Here is a 19,914-nt window from a genome sequence, read left to right as displayed (position 1 = left end):
TTTAAAATCCAAGGCTCGTCTAAATATATGCTTGTACAGGAATGAATAGAACAAATCAAATACGCTGGAGCAGAAGGTTGATAAACCTATAAATATGGAACAAAAAAAGGGAACTGAAAAATCAGTTCCTTTATTGTTCCTTGTCATTATTCTCTTCTTCAACAGGATCTTCTCCCGATGCATATGGTGTTTCAAGGGTTACTGTTAGCTTATCTCCATTTTTTAAGATGGATCCAGGCTCTAAGCTTTGTTTGATAACATAACCATTACCACTATAAGATGCTTCGATATTTGTTAAATCAGCTAACATCATGACATCCCGTAAAGACCAACCTGTCATGTCCGGAAGGGTTGCATCCTGGTCGGTAAGAAGGAAAATATGTTCATTGGGTAAAACTTTCTCCCCTTGTTTTGGGATTTGAGCAATGATCTTCTTTCCATTTCCAATCACAGTCGCTTTAAGGCTTTGCTTTTCAATTGTTGCTAGTGCCTCTACTTTTGATTTTCCAGCATAAGAATCAGTTACTATTTCTTGATCTACATGCACATTATTTTCTGTGCTTTCATCTGTTGGTTGAATATTTAAATACTGTAGGCTATTTTTCATAACATGATTGAATACAAGTGCAACTGGTTCGTTTCCAATGTCGGTATCCTTAAGCTCTGGTTGTTGAACTGCTACATAAACCACAAGTTTCGGGTTATCTAGTGGGGCCATTCCAAGAAACGAATAAATATAATTCCCTCTTCCATATAAATACCCACCCTGAGGACTCGGAATTTCAGCAGTACCTGTTTTCCCTGCCACTTGGTAACCTTCTAAGTTATATTGTCTTCCCGTTCCATCCGTTACCACTTTACCTAACAAATCTAACACATGCTTAGCGGTTTTAGCTGACACTGGTTGACCTGCTACTTTTGGCTCATGGTCTACAATTGTTTTATTCGTATCAGGGTCTACAATTTTATCAACAATATATGGTTTCATCATCTTTCCGCCATTCGCTATGGCTGTTGCGGCCTGAACCTGCTGTATTGGAGTAACAGAGGATGCTTGTCCGAATGCTGTTGATACCTTGTCGATCTCCCATTTAAAGTTTATCTTATTCTCAACTTCACCCTCTAAATCAATCCCTGTTGGTCGATCAAGACCAAAACGACCTAAATACTCCAATAATTTATCCGTACCTAATTGCTCATTTGCAATTTTTGCAAATGAAACGTTCGAAGATTTTAGCACACCTTCGTCATAGGTAATTGAACCCCAACCTACCCTGTTATGGTCACGAATGGTTTCTCCACCCACAGAGTAGCTGCCGGAAGAGAATTTTGCATTCCCGTTGTAGACTCCTTCTTCTATCGCTGCTGCTAACGTGAATATCTTCATTGTTGAACCTGGTTCATACGGGTAGGCAATTACATCATTCAAGTAATTTTCGATATTTCTAACATTAGGGTCAAAGCTGGGTCTTGTTGACATAGCCAAGATTTCACCAGTCTTTGGATTGGCAACAACACCGATCACTTTTTTAGGCTTATATTCCTTAACAACCGTGTTCATGGCGTCCTCTAAGAATGTTTGGATCGTTTGGTCAATCGTTAAATAAACATTACTTCCATTATCGGGAGCAACTATTTGTTCTTTTGCGTCCGGAAGCTTATACCCTTTTGTATCACTTTGAAATTTCATATAACCATCTTCTTCACGAAGATATTTATCGAGGTCTTTTTCAATCCCCATCTTCCCGACTGTATCCGTTTTTTTTGTTTCATTATCGGTTACTTTAGCGGCATAACCAACAAGATGTGATGCAAACGTCCCATTGGGATAGTAACGTTTTGATTCTCTTCTAAAAGCGATGCCAGGCAATTCTAATGATTCAATTTCTTGCTTAAGCGAGGTACTGATATCTCGACCATTAGTACCAAACTCAACCTGTTTTCTATCAGGCTTTGTTAAAATTTTATATATTTCATTCTCATCCATTTTTAATAACAGCGCGAGTTTACTTGCTGTTTCTTCAGGATCTACTACATGTTTAGGATCATCTTCATTTATTGTTAGTTCTTCATCGAGGATTGCAACCACTGTAAATGAAGAAGTGTCCTCAGCAATTGGATTTCCGTTGCGGTCATAAATAGCTCCTCGTTTTGCTTCAATTGCTCTTTGCTTTGTATATTTTTCTTCTGCTAAAGCTGCTAATACAACACCATCAACCTTACCCGTACCTTGGATATACACAAATCTTGCCATCAATGTAAAAAAGAGCAAAGCAAATATTATACTAATAAATGCTGCTCCTCTGTTTATATTGTTATTTTTAACCTTTATTTTCATGATTATTTTCCTTGAACCACTTTAACGTTATTCTCATTTAAAACAAGTCCGAGTTCTCTTGCTTTTTCCCATAAACGCTCATATTCACTTAGTTCTTGAACTTGTACATAAAGGTCACTGTTTGTTTTTGTTTGTTTATTAATTGATGCTTCGATTTGTTGGATTTCGATATTTGTATTGTAGATAGATACTTGGTTAGATATGATATGAATTGCGCAGAATACCACAGCTACAGAGAATATAATCCCTAATAACTTTTCTCCTAATGAAAATCGAAATTTCTGTCTTCTTTCCGGTCGTGTTCTTGGTGTCTGATTTGGTTGATAGTTTTCTGTTTGTCTAACTTTGTATGCTAAATTACCCATCATATCCCTCCTTAAGTATCTCTTCTATTTATTATTAATGAAGCCGCGAAACTCAAAGTTTCTCTGCAATCCTCAACTTTGCAGAACGGGCTCTTTTGTTTGCCTCTAATTCTTCCTCTGTAGGTAATATCGGTTTTCTTGTGATAAGTTTTAATGTAGGTTTATATTCATCAGGTATAATCGGAATTCCTGGTGGTAGAGGTGGACCTTCACTTGCCTTTTTAAAGGCAACCTTACAAATCCGATCCTCCAGTGAGTGGAAGGTTATGACACTGACTCGCCCACCTGTTGCCAAAAGCTCAATTGACTGGTGAATAGCATCTTCAAATACCTTTAATTCATCGTTTACTGCAATTCGAATCGCTTGGAAAATTCTTTTTGCTGGATGTCCGCCGGTCCTTCTAGCCGCAGCAGGAATTCCCTCTTTAATTAACTCCACCAATTCTCCAGTTGTTTCAATGTGTTTCTTTTCTCTTGCAGCCTCTATTTTTCTAGCAATTTGCTTTGAAAACTTTTCTTCACCGTATTGAAAAAAGATTCTTACCATTTGCTCATACGACCAATTGTTGACAATATCATAAGCCGACAAAGTTGCATTTTGGTCCATTCTCATATCAAGTGGTGCATCGTGGTGATAGCTAAATCCTCTTTCCGGTGTGTCTAATTGTGGTGATGAGACTCCCAAATCAAACAGAATTCCATCAACAACCGTTACACCTTGTTCATGTAATTTCTCAGATAAGTGGGCAAAATTACTTTTGATGATGGTAACAATGTCACCATATTCCGCAAGCTTGTCCTTTGCATTTTGAATTGCAATATCGTCTTGATCAAAAGCATATAGCTTCCCCTTGTTTGAAAGTTTTGAAGCTATGTATGAACTATGTCCTGCACCACCAAGTGTGCAGTCTACGTATATTCCATCTGGACGAATCTTCAATCCATCAGCAGCCTCTTCTAATAGAACGGTTTTGTGTTTGAACATGTTAGCACCTCTTATTTCAGTAATACACTTATTTTGTACACAAGAGTTCATTCAAATGCGCCTTGGCTTATTTGCCACCCGATTTTTTAGTACGATGAGGGTCACTAAGACGTTGCCACAGGAAGTGGCGTTCAGAGTCTTAATCTTATTCTCAAAAAACTACCTTTGAAAAATCGTGGAATCCGCCGGCGGCTATAACTTTATTCAGTCTGGGTTTGAATCCTCCCAAAATATTATACTCATAAAGTATTCATCACACCATAAAAAAAGTGAATCCGACAGAATAAAGTTATATATCAAAACCGATCATATTTTCAGCTATATCAGAAAAAGATTCTTCGGAAGCAGCAAAATATTCTTCCCACTTCTCCTTACTCCAAATTTCAATACGGTTTGATACTCCAAGTACTACACATTCCTTCTCAAGCCCAGCGTATGAAACTAACGGTGATGCAATATTTACTCTTCCTTGTTTATCAAGTTCACATTCAATGGCTCCAGAAAAGAAAAAACGCGTGAACGCACGGGCGTCTTTTTTAGTAAGTGGGAGTGTTTTTAATTTTTCCTCAAGTATTTTCCATTCTGATTGTGGGTAACCGAATAAGCACTGATCTAAACCTCTAGTTAAAACAAATGTTTCACCTAGGTTTTCTCGAAACTTAGCAGGTATAATCATTCGGCCTTTCGTATCAACAGTATGATGGTATTCTCCCATGAACATATCCATTGTCCCCACTTTCTGACTTTATCTTACCACAATCCCCCACTTTCCACCACCGGTTTTTATATAAAATTACCAAATAAAAAAAATCCCCGGAATTCCGAGGATTTTCGTCATATTCTACATTATTACTACCTTATGCTTTCCGTTAAATTCAAACGGAAGTACTAATAAATCTTGGATAAAATCGTCTCCGTATTTATTTAAATAATAAAAAACATTCCAAACTCTCTCCTGTGGGGAGCCAAGTGGTAGAAGAGATTTTTCAATTCGGTTAAAACGATTCAATTCAATTTCATTACGGTTTAAAATACTTCGGTTTATAGTGTTCTTCAAGAAGTCAAGCTGGGATTGAATATTTTGAGCATTTTTCAAGAGGAGATCCCCTAATCCTGAATCAACTTCAAGCCCCACTTTTCGTATTTTCTTATGAATTTGCTCTACTTCTTTTTTCGCATCTAGGATAATCCCGTCCACATCAGCTGTTTGTTGTTCCAACCAAGACTGTTTCACTTTTGAAAGTTCTCCGGAAAGGGTAGCTGGAATTGTTAATCCCACTTCTTCGATATTAGACTCGATCGCCCTTTCTACAATTGTCATCATGAGTCTTGGTACAACAGGTGGCATCTGAATCTCCATGACGGCAAACACTTTTTTTAACTCGGCCCAGTATGAAACCTCGCCAGGTCCGGAAATAAAAGCTAATGTTGGGAACAAGAACTCCTGCATAACTGGTCTTGTTACTACATTGTTACTTAGAAGTTCTGGTTGTTTCTCCGCAACTTCAAGTAATTCGTCTCCACAAAGTATACATTCATTGTTTTTCCCACTAAACACATCATGTTCCACATTATACTCAAGTAAAATACGTTCATCATTTTGGGTATAAAAAAGGTTAGCACTTGACTCGTTCATTTCAATCATTTTTGAGTATTGATTAGATGACAATACCTCTTGCTGAAGCAACAATCCATCATGGAGTTCTCTATTTTTTTCAACCATTTTTCTTAAGAATTGTGATTGAATAGTTCTAAGTTCTTTTGATCCTGAATCAACAAGGATAAGACCGGTTTCTCCAAAAAGATCATTAATAATGTGTACAAAGAAATCAACATATGTTTTTGAGTTTTCTACAAACCCAGTTAAACGGTCCAGAAGACGATTCGTATAGTTTGTTTCACCATATGTCTCAAAGATTTCTTCAATCCATTCTAAAAATCCCGCTTGTTCAATTTCAATCGATGAAACCATTGTTTTACGATTGTGATATTGTGGAACAGTCCTTTTTCGAATACCATTTTGTAGATTTACATAGAGATGATTGATCTCCGCAAAATCATGGTCTTCTCCCGCAATCCAAAACACTGGTAAAACCGGTACATTTAATTTCTCCTCTTGCTCTTTTGCAAGTTTTATAATAGATACGATTTTATGGATCGTATATAATGGCCCAGTTAAAATACCCGCTTGTTGCCCACCAATCACCACGACACTACTTGGATCAAGTAGCTTGTTAATATTCTCGATCGTGTGTTGATGATAATTGAATCTTTTATTAAAGGTTAGCAAATGCTCAACAAGTTTTTCACGTTCAAAATGCCTTTTTTGTATGTCCTTTTTTCTTATCTCATAGACAAGGGGAGAATGTATATCATAATCGAAAAATTTCTCTATATCCATTTTATTTAAAAGATAGTCATTGACTAATCGATTTGATGATGGCAAAGAGAGATCCAAAACCTCCATAAATTCTTGTTCTTCCTTTCTTATCCAGTATGTATCTTAGATGAGTATAGCACGCTTTTTCTATAAACCAAAAATATTCGCTCATGATGGATTAATTTATGGTTGTGACGAAAATTCGTTGAACCAATCCGATTAAAAGCAAAAGAATATAAGCAAATGTAGATGCAAGAAAAACAAATCGCCATGATTTCTTAATTACTTTCACAGTATCTATTTCATGACTCTTTCTCCAGGTTACAAAACCAGTCAGCAAAATGGCAATAACAAGGACCAGGATGATTAGCCAAAGCATGCTTTTTCCAACAATTACGAGCAATAAATAATGTACTGCAATGAGAAAAAATACGGTTGTAATATCTACCGAAAGAAAAAACGATTTTCTATTATTTTTCATTATAAATCTACTAATAAAATAGATTAGTATAAAGCCAAGCACAGGAGCTGTAACAAATGTCGCAGCAATACCCGCAAAAAAATTTATCATTTCCTATCCCCCTCATCTTTCCATCCCTTTTATAGAATCATATAAAAATTGTGTTATCGCTACTTCCCGATCTATTTTCTTTGCTTCAGCTAATACATACCCTAAAATGGCATCAATTTCGGTTTTTCTTCCCTCTTCTATATCTCGTAGCATAGAAGATTTATTTTGAGCAGTATTCTTACAAATTGTCGCCACAAGCTCCCACATTTGTTCTTCATTACAAGGTATGACAGACGTGATTTCACGAAATAAAGTCTTGACTTGATTCTTGAAATACTCATTTTGAAGCAATCTCCCATTCTTAACTCCATATAAAGCTGTTAATGGATTGATGACCGCATTAACAATTAGCTTTGAAGTCATCATTTCATACCAATTGTTATGAAATTCGTTTTGAAACTCCTTGATAGGAATATCAAATGTAATAAAATCCCCTTTAATAATCCCAAACTTTGTAAGACCTATGCCAGTATGTATGATGGTAGTATCATTCAATTTTAATGCACCATGTTCTACAACACCTACAAGGATATTCTTATTTTCGAGTTGTTTCATGATATCAAGATGCCCCATTCCGTTTTGTAGAAAACAAACCGTTTGTACCTTTTCTATGTCTTTGATCTGTGAAAGGACGTCCTTCAATATGTATTGTTTCACCGCGATGAAAAGAATATCTTCCCTGATTACACTAGCTGTACTTGTTACAGCTTGTACACGGTATGTATTTGACGTGTTTTCAATTTCTATTGTTACACCTTTTTGATTAATTTCAAATGCCTGGCGTTCAGTTCTCGTATATAGGGTTACATCATGGTATTCTGCAAGATAGCCTGCAAATAACAACCCGATAGAACCCCCACCAATTATTCCAATTTTCATAGTTCCAACTCCATAGTTTGTCCTACCTTTATTTTACCAAAAAGCCCGACAAAATGACTAGATACTTACTACAAAAGGTAGGCAAAACAAAACAGAACTAACCCCAAGGCAATTCCTTGGGGTCTAATCATCCTTCTTATTTATACTGGGTAAACTGGATGCTTTTTCTGGACGAATTCAAGTTCCTTTGTTTCGTAAGCGGACAAACGATCAATGAGGACACGTCTAAGCTCTGCAGCTGGAACAATATCGTCAACAATTAACTCTGATGCAAGCTTGTAGATATCGATCGTCTCTTTATATTCTTGTTGTTTTTGTTGAACAAAAGCGACCCGCTCTTTTGGGTCTTCAATTTCATTAATTTTATTCGAATATACCGCATTTACTGCTGCTTCTGGCCCCATAACAGCAATTTGAGCTGTCGGAAGTGCCACACAGTAATCCGGCTCAAATGCAGGACCAGCCATCGCATAAAGTCCTGCACCATATGCTTTTCGCACGATAACTGAAATTTTCGGTACAGTTGCTGAGCTCATTGCAGCAATCAATTTTGCTCCATGTCTAATGATGCCTGCTCTTTCGACCTTTGTTCCAATCATAAACCCAGGAACATCTGCTAAGAACACTAATGGGATATGGAATGCATCACATAATGTGATAAATTTAGCCGCTTTGTCTGCAGAATCTACAAATAAGACGCCGCCCTTTACTTTCGGTTGGTTAGCGATAATTCCAACAGGTCTTCCATCTATACGTGCTAGCCCAGTAATTATTTCCGGAGCAAATAGTTTCTTAATCTCATAGAAGCTACCTTCGTCAATGAGGGTATCAATACCTTCGTACATATTAAAAGGAGCATTCTGATTTACAGGTATTATCTCTTGAAGACTTTTACCTTCCTTTGGTAATTTCCCTTCAATAAAAGTGGGTTTATTTAAATAATTGGCAGGAAAAAATTGCAAATACTGTCGTGCACTTTGTATAGCTTCCTCTTCATTGGCAGCAAGTACATCGCCACAGCCACTAACTGTACAGTGCATTCGTGCTCCGCCCATTTCTTCTAAGGTCACTTTCTCACCAATTACCTTTTCAGCCATCCTTGGTGATCCTAAATACATCGAAGCATTTTTATCGACCATGATTACAATATCGCAAAACGCTGGAATATAGGCCCCTCCTGCAGCTGATGGTCCAAATAAAATACATATTTGAGGGATCATCCCAGAAAGTTTTACTTGATTATGAAAAATGCGCCCTGCGCCGCGACGATTCGGAAACATCTCAAGTTGGTCAGTAATTCGAGCTCCTGCGGAATCTACTAAATATAATAGCGGTACACGAAGCTTTTCAGCAGTCTCTTGAATTCGAATGATTTTCTCAACTGTCCGGGCTCCCCACGAACCCGCTTTAACAGTAGAATCATTTGCCATTACACATACTTTTTGACCGTTTATTTCCCCAATTGCAGTAACGACACCGTCTGCTGGAAGGTCACCCGCTAAATTGTTTGCGTATTTTCCATCCTCTTGGTATATTCCTTTATCAAATAAAAGCGCTAGACGATCACGAACAAATAATTTATTTTGTTCTTTCAGCTTTTGATGGTATTTTTCATGCCCTCCTGCTTCAATTTCTTTGCTTTTTTCTACTAACATTTGATCTAAATCCTTCGTATGAAGCATTATTACCCTCCTATTCTAGTACAAGTAATTCATCGTCTTCGTTTACAAAATCACCGATTTCTACTTTAATAGAAGCAACTTTACCAATTTGTCCGCTTTCTATTGGTATTTCCATTTTCATTGATTCCAGCATGACCACAACTTGGCCTTCGTTAATTTCTTCCCCTTCTGAAACCAATATTTGTAATACGGTCCCTGCCATACTCGCTTTTATTTCTTTCATATCAATTCCCCCTATTAATTGAGATATTTTGTAGTATATTCTCCTTTTAAAAAGGATTCCTCGTTGATAATTCGTTGGAATAAAGGGATATTCGTTTTTATTCCTTTGATTACAATTTGATTCAGATACTCCTTAGCTGATTGAATCGTTTCTTGTCGGCTGTCACCATTCACAATAATTTTTGCAATCATCGGGTCGTAAAACGGCGTAACAATTGTTCCTTTTTCATAACCATTGTCTACTCGCACATTTGGATCATTATCCGGAAATGTATACACCTCTATTTTTCCTGGAGATGGGAAAAATTTTACCGGATCTTCTGCATACACACGAAACTCAATCGAGTGGCCTGATGATAGTATGTCATCCTGTGACAAAGGTAGTTTCTCTCCCCTGGCCACAAGAATTTGCCACTTTACAAGATCTATATTCGTAATCATTTCCGTAATGGCATGTTCAACCTGAAGTCTCGTATTCATTTCTAAGAAATAAAAATTTTCTTCTTCATCGACAATGAATTCAATCGTACCGGCATTTGTATAGTTCACATATTCAGCTGCCTTTTTGGCTGCGTGACATATTTTTTCACGCGTTTCATTAGATAAGAATGGAGAAGGTGTTTCCTCAATTACTTTCTGGTTTCGACGTTGAATCGAACAATCTCTTTCAAAAAGATGAACTACGTTTCCGTGATGGTCACCAAAGATTTGTACTTCTATATGTCTTGCATTGGGAATAAATTTTTCGATGAACACTTCTTCATTTCCGAAATACGTCTTAGCTCTAGTCTTTGTTGCGTGAAACGCTTTTTGTAGTTCTTCCTCAGAATTGCAACAAATCATCCCAATACCACCACCACCGCCACTTGCTTTTAGCATTACTGGGTAGCCATATTCTAAAGCAAGCGTACAAGCTTCCTCTATTGTTCGAATACTTTCATTACTTCCTGGCACAACAGGGACACCCGCTTCGATCATAGTTTGTCTTGCTTTTACCTTATCGCCCATCAATGAAATAAGTGAGGGTGAGGGTCCAACGAAAACCATTGATCGTTCTGCAACCGCCTTTGCGAAAGCTGCATTTTCCGATAAAAACCCATAGCCTGGATGGATTGCATCAACATGTTCCATCTCGGCAATTTCGAGGATTTTATCCATTTGAAGATAGGATTTTAAAACGGGTGCCTCACCGATTCGATGCGCTACAGTTGCGTAATTTACAAATGGTAATTGCTGGTCCGCATCTGAATAAATAGCGACTGTTTCGACCCCCATCTCGTGGCATGTTTTCATGATTCGTAAAGCGATTTCTCCCCTGTTTGCAATTAATACTTTTTTCAAGATCTGTTCCCCTTTCGTTGAAAGATCAAATCCACCCACACTATAATTTCTACACGTATCTACATAATCCTGCACACAACTGAAAACGCTTTCTATATTTTTCTACAGAATTTTTTGTATTTTTGTTGTATAATGTTTTTATATTCATAATTACAGTTTCTCTTAGTAGAATCGCAAGGGGGATACAAAATGTATACGGCAAAGGTTGAGAAATTATTAGTAAACTACAAAACACTTGAAGAATTTAAAGCATTTAAAGAATATGGTCTTCAAGAATTATCCATGCTGGAAGACCTTGAATCAAACATTATCGAAAATGATAGCGTTTCACCGTTTTACGGAATTTTCTTTGGTGATAAATTAGTAGCACGTATGAGTCTTTATCGTGTTGATAAAAAATTCAATAAATATTTTGAACCTGCACAAGATTATTTAGAGCTTTGGAAGCTTGAAGTACTTCCAAATTATCAGCAAAAAGGATTTGGGAAAGCATTAGTGGACTATGCAAAAGCATATAATCTACCGATCAAAACAAATCCACGTGTGAAATCAGCTGAGTTTTGGGAGAAAATGGGCTTTACCCCTGCATCTTACAATATGGAACGTGACCTTGGAGAAAACCCTCTTCTTTGGTTCCCGAATGGTGTACATGAAATCGACTGATTTTTCTATATAAGTGCAAGGCACATGGAGCTAGACACCAAAAGAAGAAAACAGCTGAACATATTGTCAGCTGTTTTCTTCTTTATTTCTCAACTCTTTCCAGATTCCCATTTCGGTCCATTTGAAATTTAACTTTCTTACTTCTTTCATCCTCCTGAAGAACCACCATTTTACGAGCACGCTCCATGATTTCGATTAATGCCTTATAATCTTCTTCAATTAATTGAATATTATTTTCTAACGTATTATTTTGTGCCTTTAATGTTTTAACTTGTTCTTGAAGCTTACTTATTTGAGTGTTCAAGTTCCGATTTTCATTTACGACCTTCTGAAACTCACTTTCCGTCTTTTCATATTCTTCAAGGAACCGAATCACATCTTTTAATTGCAATACTTGTTGTTTACTATCTACATTTTCAATGATCACTTGTTCCAATGAATTATCCTGAAGTTGTTCTCCATTGTTTTGCTTCTTCAATTCCTTACGCTGCTTTTTTGCAAGTTCAATCCCTGATTTATATTGTTTGCGGACATATGAGTTCCATCTAAAACCACAAGCAGCAGCGGTTCGGGATAATGTTCGGCCCACCTCTTCAAATGCACCTAATTGTGTGCCTCCCTCACGGATATGGCGCAATACTACCTCTGCAAGCAATAAATCTTCATCTTGAGTCCATGCATCTTGACGTGTTGAAGTCATATCTTTCCCTCCTAAACTTCTTTTTTATTAATACATATGCATGTAATAGAAAAGATAGACTACTCACACTCTAGCATGGAAATAATTATTCTTTTTGCATGATTTTGCGTACTGCTTCTAGATGTTCTTCAGTTACCCACAAAGTAGTACACTCCTTGATCTCCTCACTTATTCTCTCCTTCAACCCGGTTTGAGACCATTTCCTATTTACTACCTTTTTGTATGCATTTACTACTTTAGTATTATGTAAAAATTCTTTAGAAATAAATTCTTTACAATCCATAATAGAATTGTCCACTGACAAGATATGTTGGATAAATCCAAGTTCTTTACCAGCTTCGCTTGAAAAAATCTCACCTGTGAGAAGAAGGCGATACGCTTTGTCAATCGATACTCTTTCTAATAGGAGAGTTGCTCCACCCCAGCCGGTCGTAATCCCCTGTTTACCCTGAACAAAGCCGAATCTACTTCCACGAGATGCTAGTCTATAATCACAGGCAGTCGCAAGCTCACATCCACCTCCAATTGCTAGTCCATTCAGTAGAGCAATAGTTGGTTTCGTTAATGTAGCAAGTGAGTATAGAATCATCCCCATCTTGCTAAGCATCTGATAAGCTTCATGCTCTGTTTTAAGGTTTTGAAAAACGGATAAATCTCCACCTGAACAAAATGCTTTTTGTCCTGTACCCGTAATCACTAAAACTTTATCATCATCATTTTCTTCTACGTCAGTAATGGTTTTTTTTAGTCCATCCATCACTTCATAATCGATTGCATTCCATTTTTCAGGGCGATTGATAGTAAACCAAACGATTCCCTCTTCATCTCGTTTCACTATATATTTTGACATGAATTTACCCCTTAAGCTTTTTATCTTATTGTACTGGTAAAAAATTGAGATTGGCAACATTGGATTGAGTAACATTAGAAAGAATCTGAGGTGTTTTCATTGAACGGGGGATGCTAGGAAGTACTCTAATAAAGTAAAAAGCGTATTGATAACAAATGTTATCAATACGCTTTAACATGTTAACAAATTATTTGTTAACAACTTCTTTTCCTTTGTAAGTACCGCATTCTTTACATACGCGGTGTGCTAATTTCATTTCACCACAGTTTGGGCATGCCACCATACCTGGCACTTGTAATTTGAAATGTGTACGACGTAATCTTTTTCTAGTTTTAGAAGTTCTTCTAAAAGGTACAGCCATTATTCCCACCTCCTTAAAAAAAATAGATCAAGATGGTCTATTCTTCCTCAAAGAATTTCGCTAATCCTGCTAATCTTGGGTCAATCTTGTTCTTTTTATCATCTTCACTGATAACTTCCCAATCTTGTCCTGATTGCGGTGCTGCATCTTCAGAGTTCGAATCCTCATCACAAAAAATCTGAATTGGTATTTCAAGTAAAATATTTTCCTTGATAAGCGGAAGTAAATCAATTACTTCTCCTTTAACTTGATGAACATCCTCTTCCGACTCTAAGTCAAATTCAGATGTCTGTCTAAGTAAAAACGTTTCAGTTGTTTTGATCTCGAATGGAAATTTAACATCAACCAAAGTTCGAGAACAAGGCAAAATCATTGATCCAGAGATTTCTAAATGAAAGCTCGCTTTCGTGGAGCTTAGATCAGCACGACCGGTTATTTGTACCGGCGAAATATCTCGAATCGATTTTTCGATTTCCATTAAGTCTCTAACATCAACAGTTTCGTCAATCATTAGACCTTTTCGAGCTAACTGATTTAATTGATTAATTGTCCATTTCAAGTGAAATCACCTCAAGGCAACAAAGGTAATTATAGCTTTGCGGATTACATTTGTCAATATTTTTTCTTTACACTATACTTAATGTGTAGATACTTATCTACTATATCAGCTTTTCCAAAAAAATGATATTTAAAAATAAAGTTTTAAATAGAAATGTATAAGGGTCTTGATTAGCTATAACAAGCACTATACGGGCAGGCTAGAGGGTAGTTTATTAACCTTGTTGTCGGAGCGGCTTGTGACCTTGATGGGCTATGCGCTTATACTAGACATTGAAAAAAAGGGTGAAATGATGAAAGCTGTAGGAGTTATTGTGGAATATAATCCATTTCATAATGGACATAAGTACCATCTCGAAGAAACAAAAAAGAAAACAAATTCAGATTGTACGATTGCAGTAATGAGCGGAAATTTTCTACAACGCGGTGAACCTGCCCTCGTTTCAAAATGGACAAGGACCAAAATGGCATTAGAAGCAGGGGTCGATATCGTCATTGAATTACCTTATGCGTTTGCCACTCAGAAAGCACAAAACTTTGCGAATGGAGCAATTTCCCTATTAAGTGCACTTCATTGTGACGAAGTTTGCTTTGGTAGTGAAAATGGAACAATTGACGACTTTCAAAATACTGTGGATTTTATGAAAAAAAATCAACGAACCTATGATTCCATCACTCGGCTGAATATGAAAAAAGGATATAGCTATCCTAAAGCAGCTTCTCTTGCTTATTCTTCACTTTCAAAACATGATACATACGTTGATTTATCAAAACCAAATAATATTTTAGGCTATCATTACGTAAAAGCTATCTATGATCAAAATAGTAGTGTAAAAGCTGAAACAATTATGCGAACCTCTGCGGGTTATCATGATGAAACCATTTCTCATGAATCCATCGCAAGTGCAACTAGTATTCGTAAAACATTATTTTCAACTGAGAAAAATATGGATCAAATTAAAAATTATCTTCCACCCTCAACTTCCAAATGGCTATCTTCTTACTATCGAGAAAATCAATTATTCCATCGGTGGGAGGAATACTTTACCTTATTAAAATATAGGTTACTAACGTCTACATCGGCTGAATTAGCAAATATTTATGAGGCCGAAGAAGGTATTGAAAATAGACTGCTAGCCCAAATTACAACAGCAACCTCGTTCATGGACTTTATGGAAAAAATAAAAACGAAACGATACACTTGGACAAGGCTTCAACGATTATGCGTACATATATTAACTAATACAACGAAGGAACAGCTAAAACCAATTAATGAAAATCCACTAGCCACCTATATTCGTTTACTAGGTATGTCTCAAAAAGGACAGAACTATTTGAATCACATCAAAAAAGAAATAGAACTTCCCATTGTAACAAAAGTGTCAGGATTTTCAGATGAACTATTTACACTTGATGTGAAGGCTACCCAAACATATTTAACTATATTCCCTGAACCACTTCGCTCCTCACTACTGCGACAGGAATATGCTACTCCACCAATTAGATATGATGAGGAACTGCAAAAATATTTATAAAGAAATCAGCCGCATCCATTTTGGAAGCGGCTGTGTTTTATTTACTATTTTCATCAAGATTCTTAAGATAATGAAGGGCGTCCTCAAATGTATCTACAGGAACAATTTTCATGTCACTCTTAATATCTTTTGCAGTTTCTAAAGCTTGTCGATAATCTGAAACTGCTGCACCATTTTCATTCGGTGCAAAGAAAATGTCAACATCTGTGTTATCAGCAGCAACTATCTTCTGACCAATCCCACCTATTGGGCCAACCTGTCCCTCAGTATTGATTGTTCCAGTACCAGCTATGCGTAATCCGTGAGTTAGATCCTTTTCTGTAAGCTGATTATAAATCTCAAGTGTAAACATAAGTCCAGCTGAAGGACCACCTATTTTTTTCGAATCAATGTTAATTTTTGGATCAGCTACCACTTCGATATCAGTAATTAATTCAATTCCAATTCCAATTTTGTCTGGTTCCTTTGGAAAAGGTGCAAGTGAAACAGAGACTGTTTTCTCTTCTCCATTTCGTTCAACCTCAATGTTTATCGTTTCATTTTCTTTTTTATCAGCTACATATTTCATAAATTCTGTATGTTCTTCAATTTGTTTCCCATCAACTGCAAAAATTCGATCGCCTGGCTTTAACACTTTCTCTGCAGGCATTCCCTCGACAATACCCATTATATAGATTCCATGGTTTTTTACCGTAACGGGCTTGTTTGCATACTTATAGGCAACCGTAATTGCTGATTCCTGTGAATCTTCCATATAAAATAATTGGCGATTCGTATATTCCTCATCACTCTCATTGTCCCGTCGCACATGATTAATCGGTAAAATTTCATGATACTTTTGAAACTTAGCCAATAAATAGCTAAATATATTGGCTTGGCCAAGACGTATCGTCGTTAACATAAATTCTCCTTCTTCTTCATAACCGTTTTCAACATTAATGATGGGGTCGAGTTCTGTTGCCATTCCTGGTTTTGTCACGTAATATGGGAGTTGGATAAAGGTGCCTAAAATTGCAAGCACCACACCAATTACGAGGGCTTTTAAATACGCTTTATTTCTCTTTCTCTTCATTTAATGCAGACTCCTTCCACTTTGCAATTGCCTCTTGGATCATAGGAAGTTGTTTTCTCGTTTCCTCTTCCCCGATTCGGATAATATCCTCAATATTTGTAAATGCACGGGAACTAAAATGTCCGACATGTGGACGGATCATGATATCAGAGGAAAATTCCCCATACTTCACGAGTTCCTTCTGCATAATATCAATACTCTGTAATATTACATCAAATATTGAAGCAACCTCTTCATTTATTTTAACATGTGAAACGTCTACCGCAATAACTATATCTGCCCCCATTTCTTTTGCAACAGAAATGGGAACACGATCAATTACACCACCATCGACAAGGATTCGACCATCAATTTTTTCAGGAACAAATATTCCAGGAATGGCAATACTTGCTCGGACAGCATCTGCAACTGGACCTTTTCGAAACACAACCTTTTCTCCGGTTAATAAATCAGTTGCCACAATACCAATTGGAATATCAAGTTGTTCTATATTTTTGCCGTGTGTGAATACACGTATAAGTTCTTTTACCCTTTTTCCAGCAATAAATCCCATTTTAGGAACTGTAAAATCTAAATAATATTTGCGTTTAAATGCAAGAGCAAGCTTATATAATCGGTCAATATCCAATCCTGCCCCGTAAAAACTTGCGACCAAAGAACCCATACTTGTTCCTGCGATGAGATCAATTGGAATGTTTTCAGCCAAAAGTACCTTAATTACTCCTAAATGTGCAAATCCTCTCGCCCCACCTGATCCAAGTGCCAATCCGATTACAGGTTCGTTCATACGAATCATCCCCTAACATTGAAACTATAACAGTATATGAAAAAAGAAATGAAAACTTGTACAAACTTTTGGTCTAAACTTGCCACCTATACACGTATATTTAAATAGATGTACAAACCATCGGTTGATAATTGATGATTCTATTCATTACACTCACGACGTCAGAATTAAAGAAAAAGAATATTTCGAAAACTGCGGACTCTCTTATTCTATCACTTAAATGAACTAATTGTATAGAAAAGAAGACTTCTATAGGAGGAGTACCATTGATACGTTCTAGGTTCAAAACAGTAGCCATTGCAGCAGGAATAACCTTACTTACCATTGCACTAATTTATTTTCCAAAGGATTCACTCGAAGCTTCTAGGGTCGGTTTGGAAATGTGGTGGAAGATCGTTTTCCCATCCTTACTGCCTTTCTTAATCATTTCTGAATTATTAATTGGTTTTGGTGTTGTCAAATTTATCGGTGTCTTATTTGAACCACTAATGAGACCACTGTTTCGTGTTCCAGGTGTAGGTGGTTTTGCATGGGCGATGGGCATGGCTTCAGGGTTTCCTGCCGGTGCAAAGCTAGCTGCACGGCTAAGACAGGAGAAACAGATTACAAGGGTCGAAGCAGAAAGACTTGTTTCCTTTGCGAATGCATCAAATCCTCTTTTTATATTTGCCGCTATTTCTGTAGGATTTTTTGAAAACCCAAGGTTAGGCATCTTGCTTGCGGTCAGTCATTATGTCGGTAATTTTTGTGTCGGGTTAATTATGAGGTTCTATGGTAAAAAAGACGACGAACATACACCAAAAGATAAAGAGAAAAAGAGTATTATTGTTAAAGCCTTACAGGAACTCCACCGTACAAGATTGAAGGAAAAGAGGCCATTTGGTCAATTATTAGGGGATGCGGTAACCACCTCAATACATACCTTGTTAATGATTGGTGGATTTATCATTCTATTCTCTGTATTTAATAAGCTTCTCTCTTTAATAAATGTTATTGCCATAATTGGGGCAGGTTTATCGATATTATTAAAACTGTTCCAATTACCTACCGAACTTAGCATCCCGCTTATTTCCGGAATATTTGAAATTACAACGGGATCGATGATGACAAGCGAACTAGAACACATCGATTTACTTCCTAAAGTGATAGCTGTCAGCTTTATTCTTGGATTTTGTGGACTATCAGTTCAAGCACAGGTAGCGAGTATACTAGCGGAAACTGATGTGAGTTTTAAGCCATTTTTTATGGCTCGAATTATGCACGGCTTTTTGGCTGGAGTTATCACATTATTTTTATGGAATCCACTTTACGTGAAAAACAGAGGCTCGGAAGAAACATTGGGAGTCTTCTCTCCATTAATACCAGAGCATACCCCCTTATGGGTAGAAACGGTTTGGAGTGGTTTATTAACTTACGGACCGCTTTTTACCATATTATCTTTATTTTGTTATATCGGTATATATTCCATTAGAATGAAAAACCCTCGTATTTAAAATGCGAGGGTTTTTACTATTGGTATTAAAAGATATATAGCTTAATGATTGGTGTTAAACTTCTCCTTAAGTGCAAGTTCTACCGGCTTAGGTACAAGCTCTGAAATTTCGCCATGATACTTTGCAGCTTCTTTTACTATACTTGAACTCAAAAATGAATATTGGTTATTAGTCATCATAAAAAAGGTTTCGATTTCTTCATTTAAAATACGGTTCATTGAGGTGATTTGCATTTCGTACTCGAAATCTGAAACAGCACGAAGACCACGTAAAATCGCATTTGCTTTTTTCTGACTTGCATAGTCCATCAACAAACCTTGAAATGATTCAACCTCAATATTATGTATGTCCTTTGTGCTTTCTTGTAATAGTTCGATCCGTTCCTCTACTGTAAACAAAGGTTTTTTTGACGAGTTATTTAATACACATACGTAGATTTTATCAAATACTTTTGCGCCTCTTTTAATTATATCAAGATGCCCATTTGTTACAGGATCAAAGCTTCCTGGGCAAACTGCAATTCTTGTCATTTCTGTTCCCCTTCCCATCCCTCTTCATATCTGTATAGTGATACACCAATGATTCCATACTCTTCATGCCGAACTAATTCTAGGTTACCAATTGACTTTTCGAGTAATACTTCTGAATCATGTTCTGCAATAACAACTCCATCACTTGTTAACAACTGGTGTTTACTAATTTCTTCAATAAGTTCAGTTAATTTTTGCTGTTTATATGGCGGATCTAAAAAAATTACATCAAATTTAATGTCCCGCTTCACGATTGCTTTTAATGCTCGCACAGCATCATTTCGATATACTTCTGCTTGATCCAGAAGGCGACAAGTTTCTAAATTTCCTTTTATCGTTTGAATGGCTTTTTGGTCTCGATCAACAAAAATCATTTTGTCGATCCCGCGGCTGAGCGCTTCAATTCCAAGTCCTCCACTTCCACCGAACAAATCAAGACCAACTCCACCATCAAAATAAGGACCGATTATATTGAAGATAGCTTCTTTCACCTTGTCTGTTGTTGGGCGTGTAGACGTCCCTGGTACCGCTTTCAAGTGCAGACCTTTCTTTACCCCAGATACAACCCTCACTACTATCACCACTGTCTATGTAAAATGAAT

At 36.8% G+C, this 19,914-nt stretch carries 21 protein-coding genes; 3 read left to right on the top strand and 18 right to left on the bottom strand.

The features are described 5' to 3' along the window. Positions 1 to 130: 130 nt before the first annotated feature. The 10 genes from AC6CHV_RS09130 to AC6CHV_RS09085 form a co-directional block, all read right to left on the bottom strand. The gene (locus AC6CHV_RS09130; RefSeq protein WP_341331969.1) at positions 131 to 2,338 is read right to left on the bottom strand and encodes a penicillin-binding protein; all 2,208 of its coding nucleotides are present in this window, start codon (positions 2,336 to 2,338) and stop codon (positions 131 to 133) included. Positions 2,339 to 2,340: 2 nt separating this feature from the next. Next, a complete protein-coding gene (gene ftsL, locus AC6CHV_RS09125; protein WP_341331970.1) occupies positions 2,341 to 2,703 on the bottom strand; it encodes a cell division protein FtsL in 363 nt (120 codons plus the stop codon). Positions 2,704 to 2,755: 52 nt separating this feature from the next. Next, entirely contained in the window at positions 2,756 to 3,688 is a 933-nt protein-coding gene (gene rsmH / locus AC6CHV_RS09120) for a 16S rRNA (cytosine(1402)-N(4))-methyltransferase RsmH (RefSeq protein ID WP_341331971.1), read from the bottom strand. 289 nt (positions 3,689 to 3,977) lie between these two features. After that, positions 3,978 to 4,409: a division/cell wall cluster transcriptional repressor MraZ gene (gene mraZ / locus AC6CHV_RS09115; RefSeq protein ID WP_121449086.1), complete on the bottom strand. Its 432-nt coding sequence runs from the start codon at positions 4,407 to 4,409 to the stop codon at positions 3,978 to 3,980. A gap of 120 nt (positions 4,410 to 4,529) precedes the next feature. Beyond that, the gene (gene bshC, locus AC6CHV_RS09110; protein ID WP_341331972.1) at positions 4,530 to 6,155 is read right to left on the bottom strand and encodes a bacillithiol biosynthesis cysteine-adding enzyme BshC; all 1,626 of its coding nucleotides are present in this window, start codon (positions 6,153 to 6,155) and stop codon (positions 4,530 to 4,532) included. 91 nt (positions 6,156 to 6,246) lie between these two features. Then, a complete protein-coding gene (locus AC6CHV_RS09105; protein WP_341331973.1) occupies positions 6,247 to 6,639 on the bottom strand; it encodes a DUF3397 domain-containing protein in 393 nt (130 codons plus the stop codon). 12 nt (positions 6,640 to 6,651) lie between these two features. Then, positions 6,652 to 7,518, bottom strand: a complete 867-nt coding sequence (locus tag AC6CHV_RS09100) for a 2-dehydropantoate 2-reductase (protein WP_341331974.1) — start codon at positions 7,516 to 7,518, stop codon at positions 6,652 to 6,654. A gap of 140 nt (positions 7,519 to 7,658) precedes the next feature. Beyond that, on the bottom strand, positions 7,659 to 9,200 hold the full coding sequence (locus AC6CHV_RS09095) for an acyl-CoA carboxylase subunit beta (protein WP_341331975.1): 1,542 nt from the start codon (positions 9,198 to 9,200) through the stop codon (positions 7,659 to 7,661). 10 nt (positions 9,201 to 9,210) lie between these two features. Continuing rightward, a complete protein-coding gene (locus tag AC6CHV_RS09090) occupies positions 9,211 to 9,423 on the bottom strand; it encodes an acyl-CoA carboxylase biotin carboxyl carrier protein subunit (RefSeq protein ID WP_341331976.1) in 213 nt (70 codons plus the stop codon). Positions 9,424 to 9,437: 14 nt separating this feature from the next. Next, the gene (locus AC6CHV_RS09085; RefSeq protein WP_341331977.1) at positions 9,438 to 10,763 is read right to left on the bottom strand and encodes an acetyl-CoA carboxylase biotin carboxylase subunit; all 1,326 of its coding nucleotides are present in this window, start codon (positions 10,761 to 10,763) and stop codon (positions 9,438 to 9,440) included. Positions 10,764 to 10,952: 189 nt separating this feature from the next. Between AC6CHV_RS09085 and AC6CHV_RS09080 the strand changes: the two genes are divergently transcribed. Next, positions 10,953 to 11,426, top strand: coding sequence for an N-acetyltransferase (locus tag AC6CHV_RS09080; RefSeq protein WP_341331978.1), 474 nt, complete (start codon positions 10,953 to 10,955; stop codon positions 11,424 to 11,426). An 82-nt stretch (positions 11,427 to 11,508) separates the two neighbouring features. Here AC6CHV_RS09080 and gerR read toward each other — a convergent pair whose 3' ends face one another. The 4 genes from gerR to AC6CHV_RS09060 all read right to left on the bottom strand — a co-directional run bounded on the left by gerR (position 11,509) and on the right by AC6CHV_RS09060 (position 13,896). Continuing rightward, a complete protein-coding gene (gene gerR / locus AC6CHV_RS09075; protein ID WP_121449094.1) occupies positions 11,509 to 12,126 on the bottom strand; it encodes a sporulation-specific transcriptional regulator GerR in 618 nt (205 codons plus the stop codon). A gap of 85 nt (positions 12,127 to 12,211) precedes the next feature. Then, positions 12,212 to 12,976, bottom strand: a complete 765-nt coding sequence (locus AC6CHV_RS09070) for an enoyl-CoA hydratase/isomerase family protein (protein ID WP_341331979.1) — start codon at positions 12,974 to 12,976, stop codon at positions 12,212 to 12,214. A 187-nt stretch (positions 12,977 to 13,163) separates the two neighbouring features. After that, a complete protein-coding gene (gene rpmF / locus AC6CHV_RS09065; RefSeq protein WP_077617716.1) occupies positions 13,164 to 13,337 on the bottom strand; it encodes a 50S ribosomal protein L32 in 174 nt (57 codons plus the stop codon). A gap of 37 nt (positions 13,338 to 13,374) precedes the next feature. Further along, on the bottom strand, positions 13,375 to 13,896 hold the full coding sequence (locus tag AC6CHV_RS09060; protein ID WP_341331980.1) for a YceD family protein: 522 nt from the start codon (positions 13,894 to 13,896) through the stop codon (positions 13,375 to 13,377). Between the two features lie 292 nt (positions 13,897 to 14,188). Here AC6CHV_RS09060 and AC6CHV_RS09055 point away from each other — a divergent pair, with 292 nt between their 5' ends. Continuing rightward, positions 14,189 to 15,430: a nucleotidyltransferase gene (locus AC6CHV_RS09055; RefSeq protein WP_341331981.1), complete on the top strand. Its 1,242-nt coding sequence runs from the start codon at positions 14,189 to 14,191 to the stop codon at positions 15,428 to 15,430. Between the two features lie 37 nt (positions 15,431 to 15,467). Here AC6CHV_RS09055 and AC6CHV_RS09050 read toward each other — a convergent pair whose 3' ends face one another. After that, entirely contained in the window at positions 15,468 to 16,502 is a 1,035-nt protein-coding gene (locus AC6CHV_RS09050) for a SepM family pheromone-processing serine protease (RefSeq protein WP_341331982.1), read from the bottom strand. After that, positions 16,483 to 17,289 carry a patatin-like phospholipase family protein gene (locus AC6CHV_RS09045; RefSeq protein WP_341331983.1) on the bottom strand — a complete coding sequence of 269 codons (807 nt, stop codon included), beginning with the start codon at positions 17,287 to 17,289 and terminating at the stop codon, positions 16,483 to 16,485. Before AC6CHV_RS09045 ends, AC6CHV_RS09050 begins: the two co-directional genes overlap by 20 nt. 266 nt (positions 17,290 to 17,555) lie before the next feature. On the opposite strand from AC6CHV_RS09045, the gene spoVV reads away from it, so the two are divergent. Beyond that, positions 17,556 to 18,782 carry a dipicolinic acid transporter SpoVV gene (gene spoVV, locus AC6CHV_RS09040; protein WP_121449100.1) on the top strand — a complete coding sequence of 409 codons (1,227 nt, stop codon included), beginning with the start codon at positions 17,556 to 17,558 and terminating at the stop codon, positions 18,780 to 18,782. A gap of 41 nt (positions 18,783 to 18,823) precedes the next feature. Here the strand turns inward: spoVV and coaD are convergent, their stop codons facing one another. Continuing rightward, positions 18,824 to 19,312 carry a pantetheine-phosphate adenylyltransferase gene (gene coaD, locus AC6CHV_RS09035; RefSeq protein WP_121449101.1) on the bottom strand — a complete coding sequence of 163 codons (489 nt, stop codon included), beginning with the start codon at positions 19,310 to 19,312 and terminating at the stop codon, positions 18,824 to 18,826. Then, on the bottom strand, positions 19,309 to 19,884 hold the full coding sequence (gene rsmD, locus AC6CHV_RS09030) for a 16S rRNA (guanine(966)-N(2))-methyltransferase RsmD (protein ID WP_341331984.1): 576 nt from the start codon (positions 19,882 to 19,884) through the stop codon (positions 19,309 to 19,311). The genes coaD and rsmD overlap by 4 nt, the downstream gene beginning before the upstream one ends. Positions 19,885 to 19,914: the final 30 nt, after the last annotated feature.

The sequence above is a fragment of the Ferdinandcohnia sp. GQ5 genome, assembly GCF_059759275.1.
The sequence above is the reverse complement of the archived record's forward strand: the minus strand, read 5'-3'. Positions and strand labels throughout refer to the sequence as shown.

Excerpts from the sequence above, each read along its gene's own strand:
- rpmF (WP_077617716.1), bottom strand. The coding sequence starts at position 13,337 with ATGGCTGTACCTTTTAGAAGAACTTCTAAAACTAGAAAAAGATTACGT.
- AC6CHV_RS09045 (WP_341331983.1), bottom strand. The coding sequence starts at position 17,289 with ATGAACGAACCTGTAATCGGATTGGCACTTGGATCAGGTGGGGCGAGA.
- AC6CHV_RS09080 (WP_341331978.1), top strand. The coding sequence starts at position 10,953 with ATGTATACGGCAAAGGTTGAGAAATTATTAGTAAACTACAAAACACTT.
- gerR (WP_121449094.1), bottom strand. The coding sequence starts at position 12,126 with ATGACTTCAACACGTCAAGATGCATGGACTCAAGATGAAGATTTATTG.
- bshC (WP_341331972.1), bottom strand. The coding sequence starts at position 6,155 with ATGGAGGTTTTGGATCTCTCTTTGCCATCATCAAATCGATTAGTCAAT.
- AC6CHV_RS09070 (WP_341331979.1), bottom strand. The coding sequence starts at position 12,976 with ATGTCAAAATATATAGTGAAACGAGATGAAGAGGGAATCGTTTGGTTT.
- mraZ (WP_121449086.1), bottom strand. The coding sequence starts at position 4,409 with ATGTTCATGGGAGAATACCATCATACTGTTGATACGAAAGGCCGAATG.
- AC6CHV_RS09050 (WP_341331982.1), bottom strand. The coding sequence starts at position 16,502 with ATGAAGAGAAAGAGAAATAAAGCGTATTTAAAAGCCCTCGTAATTGGT.
- AC6CHV_RS09095 (WP_341331975.1), bottom strand. The coding sequence starts at position 9,200 with ATGCTTCATACGAAGGATTTAGATCAAATGTTAGTAGAAAAAAGCAAA.
- AC6CHV_RS09055 (WP_341331981.1), top strand. The coding sequence starts at position 14,189 with ATGAAAGCTGTAGGAGTTATTGTGGAATATAATCCATTTCATAATGGA.
- rsmH (WP_341331971.1), bottom strand. The coding sequence starts at position 3,688 with ATGTTCAAACACAAAACCGTTCTATTAGAAGAGGCTGCTGATGGATTG.
- AC6CHV_RS09130 (WP_341331969.1), bottom strand. The coding sequence starts at position 2,338 with ATGAAAATAAAGGTTAAAAATAACAATATAAACAGAGGAGCAGCATTT.
- AC6CHV_RS09100 (WP_341331974.1), bottom strand. The coding sequence starts at position 7,518 with ATGAAAATTGGAATAATTGGTGGGGGTTCTATCGGGTTGTTATTTGCA.
- AC6CHV_RS09105 (WP_341331973.1), bottom strand. The coding sequence starts at position 6,639 with ATGATAAATTTTTTTGCGGGTATTGCTGCGACATTTGTTACAGCTCCT.
- coaD (WP_121449101.1), bottom strand. The coding sequence starts at position 19,312 with ATGACAAGAATTGCAGTTTGCCCAGGAAGCTTTGATCCTGTAACAAAT.
- AC6CHV_RS09090 (WP_341331976.1), bottom strand. The coding sequence starts at position 9,423 with ATGAAAGAAATAAAAGCGAGTATGGCAGGGACCGTATTACAAATATTG.
- ftsL (WP_341331970.1), bottom strand. The coding sequence starts at position 2,703 with ATGGGTAATTTAGCATACAAAGTTAGACAAACAGAAAACTATCAACCA.